Here is a 20,818-nt window from a genome sequence, read left to right as displayed (position 1 = left end):
GCCACCGACGAGGGTGACGCATCCCCTCTTAATTGGCGGCCAGTTTACGCATAAGATTTTTGTTTTTCATTACTTTTTAATATACGCAAGACCTAAAGCTAAGTTTAGACCAAAATTGAATTTGCGAAGCCGCAAACCAAACAACGAGGCCTCAAAGCCCTTGACTTGCCTGTTACAAAGCACACAATTCCCTATCAATCGTTTGCGAATCAGGTAAGTATGCTTCTCACCACCAAATTCCTTCGACCTTCAGCAGATGCCCGGGCCGTCCGACGGGACAGGCTCAACGCCATGCTGGAACCGGAGCCGCCGAAACGACTGAATCTGGTGGTTGCCCCCGCAGGCTTTGGCAAGACGACACTCGCGGCTCAGTGGTGTTCCCAAACCCGCTCACCATCCGCGTGGCTATCGCTGGATGAGCATGATGATGAGCCCCGACGCTTCTGGCAGTATGTGGTCGGTGCCTTTGCGCACGCAGGCCTGGCGGGACTGGAAGATTGCCGCAAACACTTAACCCATGAGACCGGCGACACCTCGACTGGGGCGGTAACCGCGCTGCTCAACGCATTGTCCGCCGATAACAGCGCCTGGCTGTTGGTGCTGGATGATTTCCACTTCATTGGCCATGCGGGAATCCTGCGCGAATTCAGTTATTTCATCGATTACCTTCCAGCTGGCGTGACGGTCACCATTGCCTCGCGCACAGAACCCGCACTGCCTTTGGCCCGCTGGCGAGTCAGGCGCTGGGTCCAGGATGTGCACCCGGGCATCCTGGCGTTTTCTGAAGAAGAATCCCGTCAATTCTTCCTCGACACCATGGGCATTCAGCTTTCCGACCGAGACGCTGAGGCGATCTACCGGAAAACTGAAGGCTGGGTTGCCGCTATGCAGCTTTCGGCACTTTCCGGCGGCGGAACAAAACCGGGGACCACCATACCCGCCACCATGGAACGCTCAGCCCAAGCGGCCCAAGTGGATATTGATGAACGGCACATCAGCGATTACGTTCTGACAGAAGTCCTTCAATACCAATCCGGTGAAACGGTTCAGTTTTTGTTGGACACCGCGTGCTGTACCCGACTCTGCGCAAGTTTGTGTGATGCGGTCAGGGGCGAAACCAACAGTCAGGAGAAGTTGGAGCAGCTTCTCAAGCAAAATCTGTTTTTACTGCCACTCGACACCCAGAACGAATGGTTTCGTTACCACGACCTGTTTCGTGATGCGTTGCTGCACAGAGCCCAACACGACAACCCACGAAGAGCCACAGAACTCCAGCAGCGCGCCGTTAACTGGCTACTGGATGATGGTCAGATTCACGAAGCCATCGCACAAATACGCCAGCTGGAAGATTGGCACTGGCTCGCCAAGGTGCTCGCGGAACACGGCAACAACCTGATTCACGGCGGCTACCACCTCCTCGTACTCGATTGGCTGGATGCCCTGCCCCAACCGCTGGTCCAGGACAGCCCGCAAATCCAGATGCTGCGGATCTGGGGCCTGTTCTTTGCAAACCGGGTGGACACACTTGATCCCTTGCTGACATCACTGGAAGACCTTCTGGACCAGCGAGTGGCCGATTCGCACCCCGACGCCGAAGGAGCACTGGGTCTGCAAAGCGAAATCTCACTGATTCGGTCGTACCTGGCCCGCACCCGCAGTGATGAAAAAAGCGCAAGTGACCTGACACAGCAGGTATTGAGGGATATCGACCACACCCAAATCCCGCTGAAATCGGTCACTTACTATGGGGTTGGGCTGGATTATTACGGCAAAGGTGAGCTGGCAGAGGCAGAAGATGCCCTCCGTTCTGCGGTGCATTACGGACAATTGGAGCGCAAGCCGAGTACCGTTCTGTCAAGCGGTGGCCTTCTGGCCTGGATTCAGTACGACCGCGGCGATATCGACATGGCGCTCGACACCTGCACCGACGTGCGCCAATGGGTCGACAAACATTATTCGGACCCCAGCCAGCCGCTGCTGATTTCCTGCTGGCAAAACAGCGCCCTCACCGAGATACACCGGGAAAGAAATCGGCCTGAGCTGGCGTCCACCTACCTCGCCCCACTTATTGACCATGTCAATCAGGGTACCGAACCAGGTCAGCACGTGATTATCCAGTATGTGCGCGGCCATCTCGCGTTCAGCGAGGGTCGATTCGAGAACGCGGCTGAATTTCTCAAGAATGCGGCGCAAGTCGGGCGTAAACGCCGGGATCATATCGTGTTCGAGCCGCCGGCTATTGAAGCGCTCCTGGCCAGGTGTTATCTGGCCATGGGCCAGCCCGGAAAGGCCCGCGCCTGTCTGGGCAATGCTGACGACCTGAAATTAAGCAATCCCCTGAACCGTGAACAGATGCAGATCAGCCTGGCGCGCGTTCAGATCGCAGAGGGTGATTCGGAAGCGGCCCAAGCAGTGCTCACCTCTCTGATGCCTGCGGCAGAGAGAAATGCGCACATACGACACCAAGTGGAGATTTTGCTGGTTTATGCCGAGGCGCTCGATCACCAGGATCGACAACCTGAAGCCAAAGAGATGCTGCTGCGGGCGGTTCGAAAAGCTTCCGATGCCGGTTTCCTGAGCCTGTTTGCAGAGGAAAGTGACCGCATTCGCTCTTTATTGCTGGAGCTTGAGGAGGTCCGTGGTCCCGGCTCATGGAACCGCAGCCTGCGTGACATTCTGTCTGGCGCCCCGATCAGCAATCCACACTCGGAAGCGCGAATACAGAAGGCGACGCAAGCGGAGAAAAAATCACCGTCGCCATCGCTGCTGGAACCCCTGAGCCAGCGGGAGCAGCAGGTCCTGGCGTTGATTCATGCCGGACACGCCAATAAAGAGATCGCAACGGAGATGAACGTTGCGCCAGCCACCGTTAAGGCACATATCCGCAACCTTTACGGCAAACTCGGTGTCAAGCGGCGGACAGAGGCACTGGCCAGAGCCCGTGAACTCGACCTGCTGGAAAGCTGACTTTTGTGAAGCCCATCACGTTTGGTGTGTTTTTTTGAATGCCACTACGCCCTTTGGACGATCCATCTACGCCCGGTTACGCCCTATGATTCTCCCAACGGTGGGGTAAAGCCTCACCAGAGAATTCTGAAACTTCAGGCCTTCAGATTTCTTGTTTCCTTTTATTTCGACGCTAGGGTTCCAATGAGCCCCCTTTGATAAGAGCCACCCGATTGGGATGGCTCTTTTTTTATGAGCAATAGCCGCTAGTCGATAATCCGGCGAAACGGAGGCAGGGCATCCAGCAAGAGTTGCCCGTAACGACGCGTGATGATCCGGCGGTCCAGAATGGTAACCCGGCCGGTATCCTGCTCGGTCCGGAGCAACCGGCCAACGGCCTGAACCAGCTTTATCGAGGCTTCCGGAACGGTGATTTCCATAAACGGGTTGCCACCACGCTGAGTCACCCACTCCGCAAGGCTCGCTTCAATGGGATCGTCCGGTACCGAGAACGGCAATCGGGTAATCACCACGTGGTGCAGGTACTTGCCGGGCAAATCGATACCCTCGGCAAAACTCGCAACACCGAAGAGAACGCTCGGCTTGCCCGCATCCACGCGGGCGCAATGCTCCCGCAGAACCTCTCCTTTCGCCTTATCGTCCTGAGTAATGATCAGCCCCGGGTAATCCGGTTCGAGGGCATCCCGCACCAGCTGCATTTGCCGGCGGGCCGTAAAAAGCACCAGGGTTGCCTTTTCACCCGCCCACAGATCGGGCAGTCGCTGCGTCAGCTCCTCGGTGAACTTGTCATCCGTGGGCATGGACGACATGGCAGGAATCTCAACCGTCGCCATATCGGCGTACCGGAACGAGCTGGGAACGTTCAGAAAGCGGCTGTCCTCCGGCAGGCCTGCTCGAATCTTCAGCCGATCGAATCGCCCCAGAGCCGTTAAGGTCGCGCTGGTCAGAACCGCGCCATATGCGCGCGACCAAAGGCGCGTGTACAGCAGATTGTCGGCCAGTACCGGAGAACTGAACAAAGTGATGTCTTCGGCGTGGTCCCAGCGCTGCTTAACTGCCCAGCGCGCAGGCGCGGGGCTGGTTCTCGTCTTGCCTCGCGCTGCGGCCTCGCCGTCGACGGAATCCTCATCTGCGTTGGCCGACATCGTGCGTCGGTCCGCAGTATCAGACCATGCCACCCAGAGACGCAGCTGATCCTCAGCCCGGCTGTGGAACGCCCCGATCACCGGATACCACGCTTCAGCGGTGTCGCGATCGATATCACTTTCCTTGCGCTCGTCAAAGGCCCCCTGAAGATCATCCACCAGAGACCCCAAATGCCGACATAGCGTGGCGGATGCGATGCGCGTTTCTTTCGCCAGGTTCGCCAGCAATTCAGGCAACTCGCCATGGGCGAACCGCCACTGGGCGGTTTTGCGTTCGTCATTGAAATCCCAGGCGGTGTTCTGCTCCATCTGCTCATAAACCCGGCCCAGCACGAGATCCAGATCGCGCGACGCAGTGCTGATTTTGCCCAGGGTTTTGGTGGCCTGGGCGCCAGCCGGCAGGTAGGGCTGCATGGTAGATAGCGCCTGCGACAACTGCTTCAGCCACTGTTTTGCGGAATTCAAACCGACCGACGCCGCGAAGTGATTCAGCGCTTTGTCAGGCAGGTGGTGGCCTTCGTCGAACACATACAATGCGTTTTCAGGCTCCGGAAGAATGGCACCACCCCCCAGAGCGAGATCCGCCAGTACGAGGTCGTGGTTGGCCACAACCACGTCCGCCTCATCGAGCCCCTTTCGGGCATCAAAAAACGCGCAGCTGTCAAAGTAGCTGCAGTGACGATTGGTGCATTGCCTGTGATCCGTCGTTACCTGCCGCCAGACATCATCCGGAATCTGTTCGGGCCAATGATCACGGTCACCGTCCCATTCCCTTGAGCCATAGCTGGCCAGCATCTGTTCGAAAAACGCCTTGGACCCCACTTCGTCTGACGGTTGGTCGTCGAGCAGGAACAGCGGCATGGTGTCGCTGTCACCATGTCCTTCATCCTGCAAGCGGCTCTCAAGCCTCGACAGGCACAGATACCGGCCCCGCCCCTTGGCCAGAGTCCAGGAGAACTGCAGGTTGGTGTGTTTTTTCAGGTCCGGAAGGTCCTTGAGAACGATCTGATCCTGCAGCGCAACGGTGGCTGTGGAAATCACCAGCGTCTTGCCCAGGGCTTTCGCCACCGGGACGGCAGCAATCAGATAGGCTAGGGTCTTACCCGTTCCGGTGCCGGCTTCAACCACGCAGGCGGACGGCGGCGAGGTTCGTTGGCCGTCGTTATCGGTAATTGCCCCCATGTAACGGGCGATTTCGGCGATCATCAACCGCTGCCCGTACCTTGCACGGATGTCTTTGCCTGAAAGTAAGTCCCTGTACCCCTGCTGTATTTCCTGTTTGGTTGCGTCTGTCAGAGCCATCAGCGAGGGCTCACCCAGTCGCGAACGATCCCAACCCGGAAGCGCTGACCCTGCTTGCTGAAAATAACACCCTCTTCGGTGATGTCCTCGACGGTGAGACCAGAGAATACATCCCCCCGGCGAAGGTACTGACTGTTGATCATCACCCTGCTGGCAAAGGGATCGGAGGAGTAAATGTGGCTGTTAAACGTCAAATTCGGGACACTCCGCTGGAAAGACAAGGGAAGCTCGACCAGGTGCGGCACTCGGCCACCGGCATCGACTTCCTGAGTGGGCTCGGCCCGGCGCTCGGGCTGGGCAGATGGCACGATAATGACCGGGCGCTCCTGCGGCTCGGCCAACGCCAAAGGCGCGGAGACCTCGCCCGGAAGCCCGGCCATAGCCTCTGGGTCCTCGAAGGCTGCCTGGTCGCGGGCGGCCTCGTCTTCGGGCAGGATCCGATCGGGCGAATCGGTTGGTGATGCAGGAGTCTGCGGCGCAGCCTTCGCCGGCTCTGGGCGGACGTGCGATGAATCCTCAGCAGCAGTTTCAGACCGCGTGGCACTGGACATGGAAGATTCAGGCCGGGGCCAGAATACTGCAGCCAGAATTCCTGCGTTGATCATCAACGCAAGGCTCAGCCAGACAACGGGAGACACGCCCTTCTTCTTGGGCTTGTGAATCAGCTGAACCTGCTGTCCAAGGTCCGGCACCTTGCCCTGGCGCCGCTCTGTTTCGGATTTTCGAAGAGCATCGAGTATGTACGACATCCGTCACCCCTTGCCAGAACGCGCCTTGGGAACCAATCTTGGCAGAGCCGCTCCGAGGTCGTTGTTGATCTGGATAATGGTCATGGCGCCGGCGATTCCGTCCACGCTGAGGCCCTTGATATTTTGATACCAACGAACCTGTTCTTCTGTGTTCATCCGCTTGACTCGCGCATTTTCAGAGATCGATGAACTGTATTTGTCGGCCAGCTCCATCATCCGGGCGCCAAGCCAAAGCTGTTCACCACGTCGTGCACCATCACCCCTGTCATCCATAAACGACGGACGGCTCCACAGTACCTTGTACGAACCAAACCAGTAAGGTTCGATACTGGCAAACGACACTTTCCGGGTGCCGGCTCGGGTACGAATTTCGGCAACATCACCAATCAGCGTTTCCAGCACGAGGTAACGACGCTGTCCGGATTCCTCCTGAAGCTCAAGCAAGGCGGGCCGGTCAAGAAACTCGAGACTGCGGCGGGTACCCTGCCGCTCCAGACAGCCCAATGCTTCGCTAAGCGCAAACTCGCAAGCATTCGGGAATTGGTCAGGTTGATATTTCCGCCCCCAGACCTGGAACAGAAAACGATACCCTTCAGACAACGCAAGGGCATCGGCATTGAACTCAAACATCGCCCGCTGGGAGTCACTGGCGGGACGCACCGCACCCGGAGGCTGCGAACCCGACACTGTCTTTTGCACCGGGTTCTCGTCGGCAGGCCGCTCGATCGTGCCACCCAGCAGCACGTCTTCGGCAAGCTCCTGCAGCGCGGCCGGTTCCGGCATTGTTGACTCCTCATACCACCAGGCGCCGCCAATCACCAGCAGCAATACCATGGCCGCCAGCATCAGGTAGCGCGGCAAGCCTGATCGCGACGGGTTCACTCCACTTGACTGCGAGCCCCAGTTTCCCCGAACCTCTCTCGCGGCCTGACGAATATGAGCGGCAGTAATCTCGTGTTCACCCTCTGCGTAGGCCCCCAGCAGTGCGCGATCACTGATCAGGTTGATCAGGCGTGGAATCCCCGAGCTCTCCTGATACAGCCGACTAACCGCCCTGGGAGAGAACACGTCACCGCGAACACCTGCCACCCCAAGCCGGTAACGCAAGTAGCTATGCAGTTCGGCTTTGCCGATGGCATCCAGGTGATAACGGGCTGTGACTCGCTGATTCAACTGTCTCAGCTCGGGCATACCGAGAATTTGCTGAAGCTCGGGCTGACCCAGTAACACTATCTGGAGCAGCTTCTTCTCGGCCGTCTCAAGGTTGGTCAGGAGGCGAAGTTGTTCCAGCACGTCCGCCGACAGATTCTGGGCCTCATCGATGAGAAGTACCTTGTGTCTCCCCGCTGCGTGCGCTTCGAGAAGATTTGTATTGATGAGATCCACCATGATCTTGACGCTGGCGTCCGATCGATGGGGAATTTCCATTTCGCTGCAGATGGAAGACAAAAGCTCCCGGGCGGACAACCGGGGATTCAGGATCAGCGCGATGTCCACGTAATCGGGCGCATTTTCGATAAAGCAGCGGGATATGGTGGTTTTTCCAGTACCCACCTCACCGGTGATAACAATGAAGCCGCCCTGCCCTTTGACGCCATACATGAGATGGGCCAGCGCCTCTTTATGGCGCTCGCTCAGGTACAGGTATCTGGGGTCGGGTGCAATAGAAAACGGAGGTTCCCGAAAACCGAAAAAGTCGTAGTACATGGGTATCCAGTCTGGTGCTCAGGCGTCGGGAATCGCTTCGTGACGCGCCCTTTCTTACTCACGCGGTATCATAACGTTGCCGCCAAGGGGCTGTCATCTCAGGCTTTACCCGAATCCGTGTTGCTGACCAGGCGGAGCTCGCCGCCGCGGCTTTCCTGGCGTTTCAGGCGTGCCACACACCGCTCCAGCGTCTTGGAAATGCGCGCATGGGAACGGATCATGGATATCATCGGCCAGGTCGCCCGCTCACCGGCCAGAATCATCTCCCGGACGTACTCGGGTTCCGGGTTGGACAGCATCCGGCGAAAGTCCCGGAACGAATAAGACGGCGCGATCGTAACGTCCCCCGAATACTTCTGCGCCATCATGGTATAGAACTGGCCGGACACCTGTCTGAAGAGTTCGGGTTTCAAGCGCTTGCGCAAATAATCGAACACACCCTGCCCATGGAACTGAATCTCCGATTTGAACAAGTGCATGGGAAGGCTGGAAAGCGAGAGCTTGTCTTCGACGGACTGGCCGCTCAGGAAGGGCACCACATGGGGATTGGTCTGGCTGACGATGGTGAAATTCACATCGTAGAGGTGCATCAAACGCTCGATTGGCAGATCACTCACCACCGACCCATCAACAAACTTGAGCCTTGGCATGTAAGGCAACACGTTCCCGTGAATGTCCTTTTTCATCAATGTGACGGGAGGGAAAATGCCCGGCACAGCCGCACTGGCCAGAGCCGCACTCCAGATCATCAGGTAGGGAGAGGTATACCCGCACAGCAGACGCGCTTTCTGGTTGGCCTGAATCGGCGACACACTGATATTGATGGAACGTCCGGTGCGCTCAAAAGCCTCCTCAAAGGTATATTCACCAATATTGGATCGCAGACAGCTTTTCAGCTGTTCCTGATCCATCAGCCCGTCGCCGCGCATCGCGCTCAGCAGGCCCCGCCATTTCCAGGCCCTGAGGTCGTGGGTCTCAGGCACCAGCATTTCGGGTATTTCCGCGTCGGTGTGCACGCCCAGAATTCCGGCGATGATGGCGCCGATACTGGAGCCGGCAACCACCTGGGGTAGCAGTCCTTTTTCCCACAGTGCCTTGATCACGCCGAAATGAAAGATCCCCAACGTGGCGCCACCACTGAGTAGCAGAGTTGGCCGGCCGTAACTCTTGAGCGTATCGCGGAAGAACCGGTATTTTTCTTCGGCCGGGAAGTCCGGCACGGGATGGTCACAGAGGAAATCGAGGGCTTCGCAGGCCTGGGTAATGTACTCCTCAATCAAATGTTTGGTGCCCACCCTTGAACAGCGGTACAGGGCAGGGTTACCGAGGTTGCCCAAATCGTGGTGCAGGCCCTCTCTCAGAGCCCGCTTGAGGCGATGAAAATCGTTCTGCTGACGATACTGTTTCAGGTGGCTGAGGCGATCGTAAACGAGCTCATAATGGTAGAGATCAGAGGCGAAATCCTCTTTCCAGTCGGCGTTGCCCTCAAGGATATCGAGCTCCAGCGCGGCGGCCTTCCATGCCTCGTAGTTCGGTGCTTCAGCCAGCATTTTTCTGTACTTTTTGACCCTGGGATCTCTAAACACCGAAGCCCTCCTCCATCAATTATGTCAGACACACGCTAGAAGTCTTCCAGCATGAAGTCTTCGTCGTCACCGCTGGCGAACGGATCTTCCACCACCTTGCCATCGTTGATCAGGAATTCCCTGCGCTGAAGGTAGGCGTTCCGGACGAAGGTATAGCTATCACCGGAGATAAAGCTCTCGGCAGGAATCAGGTCCGCCCGCTGGTCAATGAGCTGGACACTTCGAGCGTAGTAGTTATCAGGACTGTCTACGTTGTCCCATAACGAAGGAAACACCAGTAAATCCGTGGCGTATGCACCCAATCGCCTCGGAGTGGACGGGCCCAGCAAGGGCACCACCAGGTAAGGACCGGAGCCCACGCCCCAGTAACCGAGTGTCTGGCCGAAATCCTCAGGCCGCGCGGGCAGGTCAAAGGCCGTAGCGACGTCGAAGAAACCTGCAAGTCCGAACACCGTGTTGTAAGTGAAACGTCCGGCCGCCACCACGGCGGATTCACCCTTGAGCTGCAGCACGCTATTGATGAAGTTACGCACTTCGTTAATGTTGCCGAAGAAATTGGTAATGCCGCGATCCACGAAATCCGGTGTAACCGTGCGATAGGTTTGTGCCACGGGCTTCAGAAACCATCGATCAAGGGTGTCGTTGAACCGGTAGACCTTTCGGTTCCAGTTTTCATAGGGATCAGTGGCGTTATAGGCCAGCACTTTTTCGGTGTCTGTTTCGGCCACCCGCTGAGCATTCGCCTGAGTGGCAGCCAACATCACGCAGACGCTCAACGCGACAGACAGCAGACTCCAACGCCGCAGAAATGCTTGTTTCATTCGTTACTCTTGGGTTGTTTGGTTGGTCTCAATTCGTTGAGAATACCCGCGCCTGCTATCTGGCGGGCGTCAATCAGCTATTCGAGAGGTTAGCCATGACAATTCCCGGCAAGAAGGTCGCTACGCTTGAGGTTCCCCTGCGTTGGGGCGACATGGACGCATACGGCCACGCCAACAATACCGTCTATTTTCGATTATTTGAGGAAGCCCGGATTGCCTGGTTCAACTCCCTGCAACTGGGCGGCCCGGAAGAACCCACTGGTCCGGTTATTATAAAGACCAGCGCCACCTTTCTGAAGGAACTGTGCCATCCCGCGACTCTCTTGGTGGAAACATACGTGGGCAAGGCCGGAAATACCAGTCTTGACACCTATTACCGTCTCCGGGATGCGAATTCGGGCGAGATATATTCGGAGGGGGACGCAAAGGTGGTGTGGTTTGACCGAACAGCACGCGCCTCTGCGCCGCTGCCAGACGCACTTAGGGCACTGGCAGCGGGCTGAAGCTTATTCAACGGCGGCGAATGACCACGCTGCCGATGGAGTAACCGGCACCGAAGGAGCAGATAACGCCGATATCGCCGTGCTCAAGGTCCGCCTTGAATTTATGAAAGGCAATAATGGACCCTGCGGAGCTGGTATTGGCGTATTCATCCAGAATGACCGGAGCTTCGTCGGTCGTGGCGTCGCGCCCGAGAACCCGGCGCGCAATCAACTGGTTCATATTCAGGTTGGCCTGATGCAGCCACATCCGGCGCAGGTCATCTGGGCTCAACGACAGCGACGCCAGCTGCTTCTGGATGGTTTCAGCTACCAGCGGTGATACTTCCTTGAACACCTTGCGGCCTTGCTGGATAAACAGTTTGTCCGGTTGTCCAATTCCGGATTCATCCGCCCGGTTCAGGAAACCGAAGTTGTTCCGGATATTGTTGGAGAACTGGGTCTTCAGGCGCGTGCCGAGAATTTCGAATCCCGCACCTTCGGCCGTATCTTCCTCGCGCTCCACCAGAATGGCCGTGCAGGCATCACCGAAAATAAAGTGACTGTCGCGGTCACGGAAATTCAGATGCCCGGAACAAATCTCCGGGCTGACAACCAGTACAGCACGGGCGGAGCCGTTCTCGACCGAATTGACGGCGGCCTGCAGACCGAAAGTGGCCGAACTGCAGGCAACGTTCATATCGTAAGCAAAGCCGTCAATGCCCAGCGCCTGCTGCACCTCAATGGCGACGGCCGGGTAGGCTCGCTGCAGGTTTGAGCAGGCCACGATGACGGCATCCACATCACCCGCCGTCTTGCCGGCCTGTTCCAGCGCTTCCTTACAGGCAGCCACGGCCATTTCACACTGTACGGACGGCTCGTCATTGCTCCGCTCCGGAATAGACGGGACCATGCGCTTCGGATCCAGGATTCCTTCCCGATCAACAACGTGGCGGCGCTTTATGCCGGATGCCTTTTCAATAAAGGCCGAGGAGGACGGCTGGAGAGGCTCCAGATCGCCTCGGGCAATCTCTTCCGCATGTTCTGAGTTGAACAGTTCAACGTACTGGTTAAATGCCTCAACCAGCTCGTCGTTATCAATCGATGCGGGCGGTGTATAAAGACCGGTTCCGCTAATGACGGCTTTAATCACGCTTACTCCACGTCATGGTCATTGGAACTGAAAGCTTGGGTTTTACAGTGGCAAGAATACTAACACACTCTCCATGGATTGCCCGGCGGAACACCCCCTGCCTACGCCTAAGGTCGAAGGCGTTGCCGGGCGATTACACCCGGGTTAATTGCCACTGCTTATCGAGGCGTTTGACCGACACCGTCATCTTTGTTCCCAGCTGCTGGGCAAAGAACGATACCCGGAATTCCTCCAGCATCCACCGATACAACACCAAGGCCGGATCACGGATGCCCTGTCGCTCCTGCGCCGCGAGCTTGCTGGCATAGCGGGACCATAGTGGCTCGATAGCGTGCAAAAACTCACGTTCACGTCCCATTTCCCGCGGCATTTTCTCCATCCGAATCAGCGCCGCCTCGAAATACCGACCGTATTCAGCGAGCCATTCCGGCGGAGTGGCGACCAAAAATCCGGGATAGACAAGGTGCTGCAGCTGAAACTTGAGGTCGGCCATGCTATTGGCCAGCGCCAGATTAATCTTGCCTTTCAGCTGCTTGGCCACCTTTTGATAACCACTCATGGCCTGATACAGGTGGGTGTCTGCCTCTTCCAGGGCCGGGATGAAATCCCCGCGATGATGATTAAACATTCGCTCAAAGGCCTCGGCCGTACGAGGCACGCCTTCCCTCAAAAAATGAGCCATCGCAGTCGCGAGCAACAGGTCATCCAACAGGACCCTGGCCTGGCCGACAGGTGCGAACAACAACGCCGATTGCTTGAAATGCGGCAATTTACGTTCAAGGTCGTCGAGGGTTTTCCCAAATCGATTGATGATCAGTCGAGCCACTGCTTTTCGGGTCGTATCGTCCGCAGTGAGCGGATCGAGACAGCGAATCTGGCGGACCTTGCCCCCCAGATCCTCCAGCGCGGGGTAGACGGTTACCTGCATGCCACCCTTTTCGGTCTGTACTTCCGATGCCAGCTCGCCAAACTGCCAGTCTTCCGCTTCCGGCGTTGCAGGGCCCGATTTATCTTCATTGGATGCGCTCACCAGCGCCTGTTCCGCCTTCCCTTCCAGCTGGTCCTGAATCACCGTGGTATCACGACCTTCAGCGAGTACCTTGCCCTTGTCACCCAGCACCCGAAGCCCCATCCGCAAATGCCGGGGCAACTCGCTTTCGGGCCAGGCTTGAGGGTCGATCTGCACGCCCGTCATACGGCGCAACTGTTCACCCAACTGCAGTGCCAGGGGTTCGTTGCATGGCTCCATATTTGCCAGTACAGCATCGACAAAATCCGGTACCGGTACAAAATTTCGACGCAGGGATTTGGGCAGCCCCTTCACCAGCGCGATGCATTTTTCGCGGAGTAAACCGGGCACCAACCATTCAAGACGCCGCGCCGGAATCTGCTTCAAGGCCATCAAGGGAACTTGCAGCGTGACGCCGTCGCGCTCACTGGTGGGCTCAAACTCATACGCCAGCGGGTACCGGACACCTTCCCACTCCAGGTAATCCGGATACAGCTCACCGGCGCCTGCATCCAGGGGGCGCTGAAGAACGTCCTGCTCGGTCAATTCGAGTCGCTTCAATTCTTCGGCGGATAACCCCTTCCACCAGGTTTCAAAATGCCGTCCGCTGACGATGTCCGCTGGCAGGCGCTCGTCGTAAAAGGCCACCAGCACCTCATCATCGACCAGCAGGTCCCGACGACGGGTTTTCTTCTCGAGATTCTCAACCGTGTCCAGCATTGCGCGGTTTCTGGCAATAAACGGTGCCTTGGAGCGGAAATCCCCTTCCACCAACGCCCGGCGGATAAACAGGTTTCGGCATTCGACCGGATCGACCTTGCTGTAGGCAATTCTGCGCTTGGCCACAATGTCCAGGCCATACAGGCTCACTTTCTCGTAGCCCATCACCTGAGCACGTTTCTGCTCCCAGTGCGGCTCGAAATAATGCTGCTTAACCACGTGTCCGGCCAGCGGCTCGATCCACTCCGGTTGAATCGATGCCACCATCCGGGCAAATACCCGGCTGGTCTCTACGATCTCAGCCGCCACAATCCACTTGGGTGCGCTCTTGGCGACCTTCGATCCCGGAAAAATAAGCACTTTCCGGTTGCGGGTGGCCAGATATTCTTTTTTCTCGAATTTCACCGCCACCTGGCCCAGTAGCCCGGCGAGGATTGCTTTGTGCAGCGCTTCATAACTGGCCGCATCTGAGTTAAATGCAAACTTTTGTTCGCGACAGAGCAACGTCAGTTGGCGGTGAATGTCGCGCCACTCGCGCATCCGCATCCAGCTCAGAAAATGCTTCTGGCAGACCTTTTTCATCTGGTTCTGCGAAAGTTCCTGCCTCTGCTCTTCGTAAAAATTCCAGATATTCAGCAGCGTGACAAAATCCGACTCCTTGTCATTGAATGGCGCGTGGGCCTGATCCGCGGCCTGCTGTTTTTCCTGCGGCCGCTCGCGCGGATCCTGCACACTCAGACCGGCAATGATAACGAGGGTCTCCACCAGACTGCCCTGCTCTGCGGCGGTGATCAGCATCCGGGCAAGACGCGGGTCCAGTGGCAGTCGCGCCATGCTGCGGCCCACTGCCGTGACTCGCCGTTTGCTGTCGACAGCACCCAGCTCCTCCAGCAGTTTGTAACCATCATTCACCTGCCGGCCTTCGGGCGCTTCCAGGAACGGGAACTTGCGAATGTCGCCCAGTCCGGAGGTCGCCATCTGCAAAATGACCGACGCCAGGTTGGTTCGCAGAATTTCAGGGTCGGTATATTCCGGCCGGCTGATGAAATCGGACTCGTCATAAAGCCGATAGCAGATACCCGGTGCCACTCGACCGCAGCGACCGGCCCGTTGGTTCGCGCTGGCCTGAGAGATGGGCTCGATGGGAAGTCGCTGGATTTTCGAGCGGACACTGTAACGGCTGATTCGGGCAACGCCCGTATCGATCACATAGCGAATACCGGGCACCGTCAGGGACGTTTCAGCGACGTTGGTCGAGAGCACGATTCGTCGGCCACGATGATTCTGAAACACCCGATTCTGTTCCTGTGCACTCAAGCGCGAATAGAGCGGCAGCACTTCGGTGTGTTTCAGATCCGCATGCCGGAGCACTTTACTCATCGCCCGGATCTCTCGTTCTCCAGGCAGGAAAACCAGCACATCCCCTGGCGGTTGCTTGGCGCTCCGCTCATGCTGCTCGATTTCATCGAGCGCGCCAAGCACGCCATCCGTCCAGCCCTGATCGCGGTCATCCTCATCCCCAATCAAAGGCCGGTACTGAATATCCACCGGGAAGGTTCGACCACTCACCTCGATGACCGGGGCCTGGTCGAAAAACGAGCTGAAACGATCCACTTCTATGGTTGCTGACGTGATAATGACTTTCAGATCCGGGCGCTTGGGCAACAGCTGCCGCAGGTAGCCGAGCAAGAAGTCGATGTTCAGACTGCGTTCGTGGGCCTCATCAATAATCAGTGTGTCGTAGCGGTCCAGAAACCGGTCATTCTGCACCTCCGCCAGCAGGATACCGTCAGTCATCACTTTGACCCGGGTCTGATCCGAGGTGGCGTCGGTAAACCGCACCTGGTAGCCCACCTGCTGGCCGATCTGCTCCCCCAATTCCTCGGAAATACGTGTCGCGACACTGCGCGCCGCAATCCGGCGCGGCTGGGTATGGCCGATTAATCCACGAATACCACGGCCACCATCCAGACAGATTTTCGGAATCTGAGTGGTTTTACCCGACCCGGTTTCCCCGGCAATGATCACAACCTGGTGCTGATCGATAGCCGCGCGGATATCGTCGACCCGCTCCGAGACAGGCAAGCCTTCGGGATACCGGACAGGTTTATGCAACGAACGACGATGCTCAACAACCTGTTTGCCTCTGTCCAGCCAACGGCTCATTTTCTCCAGATCTTTCTGGCCAGGGCTGCCTTTATATCGGGCCGCCAGACGGATAATGCGCGCCGCCTCTTGCTGGTTACACGCATCCAGCTGTCCGGTGATCGCCCTGACCAACGCTTTACGGTCTGACGGTTCGCGGGAATCTTGCTTGGAATCGGCTCTGGTGCTTGTCATTTGTCCGGTGTCAGTTCAAAGATGATCGGATAGTCTATCGGCAATCGCGCCCCATACAAACGCAAAACCCCGCCGAAGCGGGGTTAGCATGCTCTGGCTCTGCCGGGCGTTACCCGGGCAGAACCGGCCTGCATGGATTACTTGCTGGCCTCGTCGCGCAGTTCACGGCGCAGGATCTTGCCAACGTTGGTTTTCGGCAATTCCTCACGGAACTCAAAGTGCTTCGGCACCTTGTAAGCGGTCAGACGCTCGCGGCAGAATTCGCGCAGTTCGTTATCGGTAACGCCGTCTTCAGCAGGCACCAGGAAGACTTTGACAGCTTCACCGCTCTTGGCATCCGGGATGCCGACAGCGGCACACTCAATTACCTTCGGGTGGCTGGTTACCACATCCTCGATTTCGTTCGGGAACACGTTGAAACCGGACACGATGATCATGTCCTTCTTGCGATCCACGATCCTCAGGTAGCCGTCTTCCTGAATCAGCGCCACGTCGCCGGTGCGCAGGTAGCCATCCTCGGTGAAGGACTTCTGAGTATCTTCCGGGCGCTGCCAGTAGCCGCGCATGACCTGTGGCCCTTTCACGCACAGTTCACCCGGCTCACCGAGCGGAGTCTCGTTCCCATCGTCATCAATGGTCTTGATTAGGGTATTGGGAACCGGCAAACCGATGGTACCGAGCTGAACCGAACCGTAGGGGTTGAAGGTAACAACCGGTGAGGTTTCGGTCATGCCGTAGCCCTCGGAAATCTCGCAACCGGTCACCCGCTCCCAGGTTTTTGCCGTGTCGCTGGTCAGTGCCATACCACCGGAAGAAGTCAGCTTCAGGTTGCTGAAATCGAGACGGCAAAACTCTTCGTTGTTGCACAGCGCCACGAACAGAGTGTTGAGTCCCAGGAACGCCGTGAAGCGGTGATTCTTCAGTTCCTTGACAAAGCCCGGGATGTCACGGGGATTCGGAATCAACACGTTGTGACCACCGGCTTCAAACATGATCCCGCAGTTCAGTGTGAAGGAGTAAATGTGGTACAGCGGCAGAGGCGCAATAACAACTTCCTGCCCCTCGACCAGCACGTCGCCCATCATTGTCCGGGTCTGAAGCAGGTTAGCGACCAGGTTTCCGTGGGTGAGCATGGCACCCTTGGCCACACCAGTGGTGCCGCCGGTGTATTGCAGAACGGCGATATCATCCTTCTTGCACTCAACCGGCGAAAACTTCTCACGCGCCCCGGCACTCAGCACGGCCGGCAGTTTGTGGGCACCGGGAATGTTGAACGGAGGAACCATCTTCTTGACGTGCTTGATCACCGCGTTCATCAATGTTCGCTTAACCGGGGAATGCAGATCGGCGATCTCGGTCACGATAACGTGTTCAATACCGGTATGAGGAACGACTTTCTCAGCGTTCTCGGCCATGTTCGCCAGCACCACCAGCGCCTTGGCACCGGAGTCATTGAACTGGTGTTCCATTTCCCGGGTGGTGTACAGCGGGTTGGTATTGACCACGATCAGGCCGGCACGCATGGCACCGAAAACGACAACAGGATACTGACACACGTTGGGCATTTGAACCGCGATGCGGTCGCCCGGTTTCAGGTCCGTTTTATTCTGAAGCCAAGCAGCAAAATTACGGCTCTGGGTGTCGAGATCACGATAGGTGAGAGTTACCCCAACAGCACTAAAAGCAGGACGGTCGGCGTATTTTTTTACTGCTTGTTCAAATACATCCACCATGCTGGTGTACTTGTCCATGTCAACGTCGCGGGATACACCAGCCGGGTATTTGTCCTGATAGAACTGCTCAAAATCCATCACAATCTCCTGTTCGGCGTTTTTATTTGTCATGCTTTTCGTGTGCCACACTGATCAAAAATCAACCCTACCAAAGTATGGGTTCGAAAAATTTGGGGAGAGAATAGCAGTTTTGTGAACGATGAGGTAGTTCTACGGATAGCCCTCTTTTCGTGCTGGTGTATCACAGAAAAGTGACGCTTTTCATGGCGCGCGAAGGCAACCGGGGAGCTCAGAGCGGGGGTTGCTGGGGACTCGTCACCATCAGTGGGCGCCGGGAATTCTGATGAAGTAAAGGGCGAAACGCAATTGCAAAGATTCGTAAATTCAACGCACCAGCCGGAGCTTAACGAGCAGACGTCGGCTGGTGATCGAATTAACCCGGAAGGAAGTCCAGAGGGAAACGGACTCGGCGTGTCTCCACATTGGCGGAGCCGAAATTGAACAAACGTACCCGCATGGCAATCCGCTTCTCCAGCGCAGGGTTGTCCAGTTCCGAACTTACCACCTGGCAATCAGAAACCGAACCGTCCGGTTCGATGACCAGTTCCAGCAGCACCGTGCCCTCAAGCGTCGGGTCTTGACGCAGCTCACGACGATACAGGGAATACAGGGCCGACTGCTGAGCGTAGAACTTCTGGCGAATACCGCTCATGGCCCGTTCGCCTCCGCCAGATTTCGAGGCCTTTGGCGTGGGCGCTGACGAAGCCGCGGCTTTGGCCACCTGCACCTTTTTAACGTCATGCCCTTCAACCCTAACCTGGGTATTCGGCAAGGCAGAATCCTGAACGCCGCCGCTGCCTTTCAGTGCGCCGACCGGTTCTGCTGGAGGCTCAGACGCATAGGCACTGCCCTCGGTATTGGCTGTCAGTTGTTGAACAGGCTCATCGTCTGCGCTTCGGAGCGAGGCCAACCGATCTTTCATCGCCAGTAGCCCGGATTGCGATGCCTTCTGTCGCGCCTGCTCAACAGTTTGCGCGGGCGCTGGCTTCGGCGTGGGCTGTGGCTCAGGTTTGGGTTCCGGCTTCGCCACCGGCTGAACTGGCTCTGGCTGGGGCGGGCTTACGTCAACCGGCTCTGGTTCGGGTTCCGGCTTGGCGGTTTCAGGCAGCGGCGGCGGGGAAATTGGCTTGGCCCGTTCGACCAGACGGGCCAGTTGGGGCGGAATTTTTTCCGCCTCCGAGCGCTCTATTTCCGGAACCTCTAGCATCGGAATCATCAGCGCTGGCGGCACCGCGAGCAACAACAAGAGCCCAAGAATAAGGCCGAAACGGCGGTTTTCGCGGCTCGAAGAACTCCAGGGCAATCCACTGGCCTGCTTGATGATCTCGCGGGAGTTAGCCACTGCTCACCTCCGGCTCAACGGCCAGCCGAACCTGGCGGAATTCTTCATCGACGCAGGTTTGCATGACTTTTCTAAGCAAGCGGTAGTCGGTGTCCTTGCCGGCCATGATCGTGACCTCGAGTCCCTGTTCGGGCACCTCTTGCCACTTTTGCCTGCGATAGGCCAACTCTTCGGACAGACCTCCAATTCGAGCGTCCGCCTCAGCGATACTATCGATCTGAGCCACCTCCCGCCCTTCCACCAGAATCGCGCCGCCAACAATCTGCAAGGTCAGATTCTCAACGGCTTGCTGTTGCGCTGTTGACTTGGGCAAAGGGACATCAGCGGTGTTTTTCATCACTTTGACGTCCGAGGAATTCACCATCAGGAAGAAAACCAGAATCGTGAAGATATCCATCAGGGAGACCAGATTAAGGCCGCCCGCCCTGTGCATCCGGCCGTAATGCCGCTGCATTCTTCGGGCTCTGCGTGACGTCTTCATGCCCCCTCCCCGGTCGCCAATCCAGCCGTAGCGGCCAGAGTGCGATCTTCCTGAGCGTCCATGAGAGCGACATCCGGGAACAACTCCCCTTCAACAACACTCGCGGCAACGACTGCAGGGTAGGAACGGACGGTATCCATCGTGCGCACCAGGGTCTGGTAATCAATATCGGGTCCGACTTCCAGAATGAGGTCGGTTTTATCGGGCATGCGCGCTTTTATCTGTCTAAGGACCAGTTGCAACTCCGGGTAATTCTGCTGTCCATCCTGGACCGGCAGGACCTTGATAACACCACGCTCACTGTCTCCGATTTCGATACCCTGGGGTATCAGCGTCACCACAAGCTTGAACTCGTCCGGGGAAAGCGTGTCGCCGGCCTGTGTTCCTGGAAAATTAAGCTCAATCATACGAACCTGACTGAACACCATGCCCAGCAGGAGGACAGGCACCAGAACAATCATCAGGTTCATAAACGCAGTGATATCGAGATCGGGGGAGCCGGTAATTCGTCGATGTCGGCGTCTCATAACTGCTTACTCATGTTGCGTGAGTTCAGTGGGCAAGCGGACTGCCGGTCAAGCGACCGCAGGCTGCTTTTGATCGGCAATCATGTTGAGCAGTTTGACGCCTGCCATTTCAAAGCTGTCGACAATTTCGTTGGTTTTGGTCTGCAGCACCGCATGGAACATGAGCAAAGGAATCGCAGACATCAGGCCGAAGGCGGTGGTGTTCATGGCAACCGAAATACTCTCGGAAAGCAGGCTGGCCTTTTGTGAAGGATCTGCGGCAGCAACTGCGGTGAAGGCTGCGATCAGACCAATAATGGTACCCAGCAGGCCCAGGAGCGTAGCAACATTGGCAAGTGTCGCCAGATACTGCGTTCGCTTTTCGAGTCGGGGCAGGACTTCCATAAGCCCCTCTTCCATCGCGTACTCAATGTCCTCCCGGCGGCTGTTATTAAGGAGGCGCCCGAGGCCCGCTCCCATGATGGCGGCAATGGCACTGTCGGAGTTGGACGCGGCCTTCATTGCCCGCTGGTAATCCCCCTTGCGGAGCAACGGAAGAATCCCAAGTTCAAAGGCCACCTTGTTGCGATGTCGCATGGAGGCCAGGTAAACGAACCGCTCGAGGGTGATGGCCAGACCAATCACCAACACCACCGCGATGGGGTACATGAACGGGCCGCCTTCCTGAAAAAAACGCACGATAGTATCCATTAACTTA

Annotated in this window: 14 protein-coding genes; 2 read left to right on the top strand and 12 right to left on the bottom strand. The window is 57.2% G+C overall.

All coding sequences use genetic code 11. From position 1 onward, the window contains the following. Positions 1–219: 219 nt before the first annotated feature. The gene (locus LPB19_RS11000; protein WP_206642948.1) at positions 220–2,967 is read left to right on the top strand and encodes a LuxR C-terminal-related transcriptional regulator; all 2,748 of its coding nucleotides are present in this window, start codon (positions 220–222) and stop codon (positions 2,965–2,967) included. A gap of 245 nt (positions 2,968–3,212) precedes the next feature. On the opposite strand, the gene dinG is transcribed toward LPB19_RS11000, so the two are convergent. The 5 genes from dinG to LPB19_RS10975 all read right to left on the bottom strand — a co-directional run bounded on the left by dinG (position 3,213) and on the right by LPB19_RS10975 (position 10,277). Further along, positions 3,213–5,414 (bottom strand): ATP-dependent DNA helicase DinG, encoded by a 2,202-nt coding sequence (gene dinG / locus LPB19_RS10995; RefSeq protein WP_206642947.1) that lies wholly within the window; start codon positions 5,412–5,414, stop codon positions 3,213–3,215. Further along, positions 5,414–6,163 (bottom strand): general secretion pathway protein GspB, encoded by a 750-nt coding sequence (locus LPB19_RS10990; RefSeq protein WP_206642946.1) that lies wholly within the window; start codon positions 6,161–6,163, stop codon positions 5,414–5,416. Before LPB19_RS10990 ends, dinG begins: the two co-directional genes overlap by 1 nt. Before the next feature lie 3 nt (positions 6,164–6,166). After that, positions 6,167–7,870, bottom strand: coding sequence for an ExeA family protein (locus LPB19_RS10985; RefSeq protein ID WP_206642945.1), 1,704 nt, complete (start codon positions 7,868–7,870; stop codon positions 6,167–6,169). Between the two features lie 98 nt (positions 7,871–7,968). After that, entirely contained in the window at positions 7,969–9,420 is a 1,452-nt protein-coding gene (locus LPB19_RS10980; protein WP_266097042.1) for a DUF3336 domain-containing protein, read from the bottom strand. A 71-nt stretch (positions 9,421–9,491) separates the two neighbouring features. Further along, positions 9,492–10,277 (bottom strand): MlaA family lipoprotein, encoded by a 786-nt coding sequence (locus tag LPB19_RS10975; RefSeq protein ID WP_206642943.1) that lies wholly within the window; start codon positions 10,275–10,277, stop codon positions 9,492–9,494. Positions 10,278–10,372: 95 nt separating this feature from the next. Here LPB19_RS10975 and LPB19_RS10970 point away from each other — a divergent pair, with 95 nt between their 5' ends. Then, positions 10,373–10,780 carry an acyl-CoA thioesterase gene (locus LPB19_RS10970; protein ID WP_206642942.1) on the top strand — a complete coding sequence of 136 codons (408 nt, stop codon included), beginning with the start codon at positions 10,373–10,375 and terminating at the stop codon, positions 10,778–10,780. Between the two features lie 7 nt (positions 10,781–10,787). Here LPB19_RS10970 and LPB19_RS10965 read toward each other — a convergent pair whose 3' ends face one another. The 7 genes from LPB19_RS10965 to LPB19_RS10935 form a co-directional block, all read right to left on the bottom strand. Continuing rightward, positions 10,788–11,909: a beta-ketoacyl-ACP synthase III gene (locus tag LPB19_RS10965; RefSeq protein WP_206642941.1), complete on the bottom strand. Its 1,122-nt coding sequence runs from the start codon at positions 11,907–11,909 to the stop codon at positions 10,788–10,790. 133 nt (positions 11,910–12,042) lie between these two features. After that, positions 12,043–15,978 (bottom strand): ATP-dependent RNA helicase HrpA, encoded by a 3,936-nt coding sequence (hrpA, locus tag LPB19_RS10960; protein WP_206642940.1) that lies wholly within the window; start codon positions 15,976–15,978, stop codon positions 12,043–12,045. Between the two features lie 137 nt (positions 15,979–16,115). After that, positions 16,116–17,789 (bottom strand): AMP-binding protein, encoded by a 1,674-nt coding sequence (locus LPB19_RS10955; RefSeq protein WP_206645779.1) that lies wholly within the window; start codon positions 17,787–17,789, stop codon positions 16,116–16,118. Between the two features lie 355 nt (positions 17,790–18,144). Continuing rightward, on the bottom strand, positions 18,145–19,113 hold the full coding sequence (locus LPB19_RS10950; RefSeq protein WP_206642939.1) for an AgmX/PglI C-terminal domain-containing protein: 969 nt from the start codon (positions 19,111–19,113) through the stop codon (positions 18,145–18,147). Then, entirely contained in the window at positions 19,106–19,594 is a 489-nt protein-coding gene (locus tag LPB19_RS10945; RefSeq protein ID WP_206642938.1) for an ExbD/TolR family protein, read from the bottom strand. The genes LPB19_RS10950 and LPB19_RS10945 overlap by 8 nt, the downstream gene beginning before the upstream one ends. After that, entirely contained in the window at positions 19,591–20,121 is a 531-nt protein-coding gene (locus LPB19_RS10940) for an ExbD/TolR family protein (RefSeq protein ID WP_206642937.1), read from the bottom strand. Before LPB19_RS10940 ends, LPB19_RS10945 begins: the two co-directional genes overlap by 4 nt. Before the next feature lie 48 nt (positions 20,122–20,169). Then, entirely contained in the window at positions 20,170–20,811 is a 642-nt protein-coding gene (locus LPB19_RS10935) for a MotA/TolQ/ExbB proton channel family protein (RefSeq protein ID WP_228289098.1), read from the bottom strand. Between the last annotated feature and the right edge of the window lie 7 nt (positions 20,812–20,818).

This window comes from Marinobacter salinisoli (assembly GCF_017301335.1).
GTDB classification, from domain to species: Bacteria; Pseudomonadota; Gammaproteobacteria; order Pseudomonadales; family Oleiphilaceae; genus Marinobacter; species Marinobacter salinisoli.
The sequence above is the reverse complement of the archived record's forward strand: the minus strand, read 5'-3'. Positions and strand labels throughout refer to the sequence as shown.